4 protein-coding genes are annotated in these 3,820 nt (G+C 70.4%); 3 read left to right on the forward strand and 1 reads right to left on the reverse strand.

Going from position 1 to position 3,820, the window contains the following annotated elements:
- Positions 1–161 precede the first annotated feature (161 nt).
- Together ACGFSB_RS03990 and ACGFSB_RS03995 are read left to right on the forward strand one after the other, a co-directional pair.
- Positions 162–1,397: a hypothetical protein gene (locus ACGFSB_RS03990; RefSeq protein WP_393393559.1), complete on the forward strand. Its 1,236-nt coding sequence runs from the start codon at positions 162–164 to the stop codon at positions 1,395–1,397.
- The gene (locus ACGFSB_RS03995) at positions 1,394–1,915 is read left to right on the forward strand and encodes a hypothetical protein (protein WP_393393562.1); all 522 of its coding nucleotides are present in this window, start codon (positions 1,394–1,396) and stop codon (positions 1,913–1,915) included. Before ACGFSB_RS03990 ends, ACGFSB_RS03995 begins: the two co-directional genes overlap by 4 nt.
- 42 nt (positions 1,916–1,957) lie before the next feature.
- On the opposite strand, the gene ACGFSB_RS04000 is transcribed toward ACGFSB_RS03995, so the two are convergent.
- Positions 1,958–2,908, reverse strand: coding sequence for a glutaminase (locus ACGFSB_RS04000; protein ID WP_393393565.1), 951 nt, complete (start codon positions 2,906–2,908; stop codon positions 1,958–1,960).
- Positions 2,909–3,280: 372 nt separating this feature from the next.
- Here ACGFSB_RS04000 and ACGFSB_RS04005 point away from each other — a divergent pair, with 372 nt between their 5' ends.
- Complete coding sequence (locus ACGFSB_RS04005) at positions 3,281–3,685, forward strand: hypothetical protein (RefSeq protein WP_393393851.1); 405 nt, start codon at positions 3,281–3,283, stop codon at positions 3,683–3,685.
- Positions 3,686–3,820 lie beyond the last annotated feature (135 nt).

Raw genomic sequence — 3,820 nt, forward strand, 5'->3', positions numbered from 1 at the left:
GGGTAATTTGGGGTGCGGTGTATGTGGGGGTTATGGGGCCCCAGTTAACTGGGGGGGTAATACGTGTGCCGGTTTTTTTGGGGGGGGGGGGGGGCCCCGCCGGGGGGGGGGGGGCGCCCCCGCCCCTCTTCCCCCACCCCCTGCCTGACCCGGAGCCCCTCTTGAACCGCCTGCCGAGTGCCGAAGTCCTGGACCAGGTGCGGAACATCCCCCTCTATCGCGCGTCCATCGAGAGCGGCGACTTCCCGATCCTGGAGAAGCCGGAGATCGCCAGGGACTTCCCCGCCAACTGGATGACCCCCGGCCTTGCCCACGCCCTGGAGACGGGCGAGGCCGAGTTCGTGCTGTCCACCGGGACCAACCACGCCCGCATGAGGCTCATCCGGCCGCCCTACTTCCTGCTCCGCTCCTACTACCGCCTGTGGAGCGAACACCCCGACCTCGGCGCCGCCTGGCACGACGGCGCCCGGCGGATCTCGCTGACCACCGTCCTCGCCACCGAGCACGTCGCCCGCGTCAACTCGGCCAACCCGGGCGCGACCCCGGGTGAACGCTGGCTCGACGACCGCACGCTGTACCTCAACAACCACCTGGATCCGGCCGGTTGGGATCGCGTGGAGGTCGAGCGGATGCTCGCCGAGATCCGGGAGATCTGCGCCGCGCACCCCAAGGGCTCGTACCTCCTTGACTGTTCCGGCTACCACCTGGCGCATCTGGTCCGCAAAGTCACCGAATGGGGCCTGTGGGACAGCTTCCCGCCGCCCGTCGGCATCGTCCACGCCTACGAGTACACGCCCTTGAACGTCCGCGCCCAACTGCGCACCCACTTCGACTGCCCTGTGGTCGACCTGTTCGGCAGCACGGAACTCGGCTACCTCTTCTACAGCGACGCGGACGGCCACTACCAGCCCTATCTGCACGGCATGAGCGTGGAGTTGATCCCCGTGGAGCCGGGCAGTTCGATCCACAGCCTCATCGTCACCAGCATCCGCAACCCGTACATGCCGCTGGTCCGCTACCGCTCCGGCGACTGCGTCCGCACCCGCGACGGCAGTACCGACCCCGCGGAGATCGTCTCCTTCTGCGGACGCGAGAAGGAACTGCTGCCCACGCCCCGAGGCCCCGTCGCCCAGGCCGATCTCGACGCCCGCATCACCGCCGCCTCTCCCGGCGTCTTCCTGCACCAGCTGCACCTGACCGGCGAAGGCCGGTGCCGGCTGCGGTACACGACCTTCGACGGCTCGCCGCTCCAGCCCCATGAGGAATCCGAACTGGCCGCGTCTGTCGGCGAGTTGACCGGACGCGACTGCCATGTCGAGCACCGCCCCTGGATACCGATCGGACGCTCCGGCAAGTACGCCTGGCTGACCACGAACACGAAGGACCCGGCAGCATGAACAACACGGCCCCCACCGCCGAAGGACTGCTCGGCGCCGTCCTGCACGACGAGGTGGTCCGGTACTTCGCGGCGAAGCCCGACGCCCCGGCCGTCTCCGTCGTCACCCACCAGGTCCGTGAGTGCCTCCGCTACCTCTACCTGGTCTCCCGCCACCCGGACCGGCTCGGCGGCCTCTTCCTCCCCGTCGAGCAGGACATCGACGAGATCTGGCACTACCTCATCCTGCAGACCCGCGAGTACCGGGAACTGTGCGAACAGCGGCTCCCCGGCAGCCACTTCATCCACCACCGGAGCATCTCGTACGACGCCTACCAGGCGGACCCGGGGCGCGAGACGGCCGCCGGCGAGGCGCTGCGCTGGATCCCGCTCTACACCGCTGCGTTCGGCCCGTTCGACGCGGACGCCTTGCCGCACTGGACGGTCGTACGCTTCCTGCACGACGAACTGGGCCTGTCCCTGGCGGAGATCGCCGCCCTGGAGAGCGGTGCGGAGGAGCCGGTGCCGGGAGCGGCGTGACCGACACGGCCCGAGGGGCATGTTGCCCGCGCAGCCCGCCTCTCAGAACACCGAAAGCCCCGTCAGCGTGGTGAAGCGGTCCAGCGCCGCGAGGCCCGCCACCGAGTTGCCCCGTTCGTCGAGGCCGGGGCTCCAGACGCAGAGCGTGCAGTGGCCGGGGACCACGGCGATGATGCCGCCGCCGACGCCGCTCTTGCCGGGCAGACCCACGCGGTAGGCGAAGTCGCCCGCGGCGTCGTACGTGCCGCAGGTGAGCATGATCGCGTTGATGTGTTTGGCCTGGCTGCGGTCGAGCAGGCGGCTGCCGTCCGCGCGGATGCCGTGGCGGGCCAGGAAGCCGGTGGCCAGGGCGAGGTCGGCGCAGGAGGCCTCGATGGAGCACTGGCGGAAGTACTGGTCGAGGAGGACAGGGACCGGGTTGTCGATGTTCCCGTACGCCGCCATGAAGTGGCCGAGCGCGGCGTTGCGGTCGCCGTGTTTGGCTTCGGAGGCGGCGACGTCCTCGTTGATGGAGAGCTGGTCGTTGCCGCTCTCCGTACGGAGGAACGCGAGGAGGGTTTCCGCCGCGTCGCCTGTCTGGGTCTGGAGCCGGTCGGTGACGACGAGCGCGCCCGCGTTGATGAAGGGATTGCGCGGGATGCCGTTCTCGTACTCCAGCTGGACGAGGGAGTTGAAGGGGTTGCCGGAGGGTTCGCGGCCGACGTGTTCCCACAGGGCGTCACCCTCGCGCGCCAGGTCGAGCGCGAGAGTGAAGACCTTGGTGATGGACTGCGTGGAGAACGGCTGCCGCCAGTCGCCCACCCCGTACACCGTGCCGTCCGGCTCCGCGACGGCCATGCCGAACCGGCGCGGGTCGCACGCGGCGAGCGCCGGGATGTAGTCGGCGGGCCGACCGCGCCCCGGCGTCTTCTCGATCTCGGCCGCGATGCGGTCGAGGACCGGCTGAAAGGTCTGGGGCGAGGGGAGCGAGGCGGGCGATGTCATGATCGCCATTTTGCATGGGCGGGGCGGCGTCGGCCGGGTCGGCCGCTGGTGCGCGCCGCGCGGCTGGAACCGTCGGCCGGGTCGGCCGCTGGTGCGCGCCGCGCGGCTGGAATTGGCCGTAGCATGTCAAGAATCATGGAAGCGTGCCTTGTTACCTCTGGCGGCCCGTGCCTCAATGAGCAGCGGTCCGGGATGCTGACTAGCCGTCAGTTCCCGGTGTTCCTCTCTCCCCCCGCATTCCCCCCACTTGAAGGCAGGCCCCCCATGAGGCATGGCAGCTTCGGAATCAGCAGGCTCGGCAGGCGTGGCAGATTCGGTATCGGCATCGGCAGGCTCGGTGCCGGGTCGGCGTTGGGCGTCGGTCTCGTCGCCGTGGGCGCGATGGTGATGGCTCCCGCGGCCAGCGCGGTGACGCCGGACACCGCGACCATCTCGTTCGACTGCGGGTCGTACGGTTCCGGTTCGGCGACACTCAAGGCCACGCAGGACGGCACCGCCGCGACCATCAGCGTGTCCACATCGGCGATCACCGCCCCCATCGACATAGGCGCCAACTCCGTCGACTCCACGCTCACCCTCACCAAGAACGGCTCGGACACGGCGACCTTCACCGGCAAGTCCAACCCGGCCATCCCCGCCGGTGGCGAAGTGTCCACCGGGCCGCTCGACGGGACCGTCGCCGCCGGAGACAGCCTCGAGGGCAAGTCGCTGAAGGTGGTGGTGCTCGGGATCACCGCGACCTGCAACGCCACGTCGGCGCAGTCGCCGGGGCCGTTCGTCTTCTGAGGTCGTTCTCTTCGGGGGGGGGGGGGGGGGGGGGGGGGGGGCGGGGGGGGGGGCCCCCCCCCCCCCCCCCGCCGCCCGCGGATGCGCCGCCCCCGGAGGAGCCCCTCGGCGGACGCTCCCACCGCAGGCGCGCCA

It is taken from the genome of Streptomyces sp. NPDC048441 (genome assembly GCF_043200235.1).
In the GTDB taxonomy this organism is placed as follows: domain Bacteria; phylum Actinomycetota; class Actinomycetes; order Streptomycetales; family Streptomycetaceae; genus Streptomyces.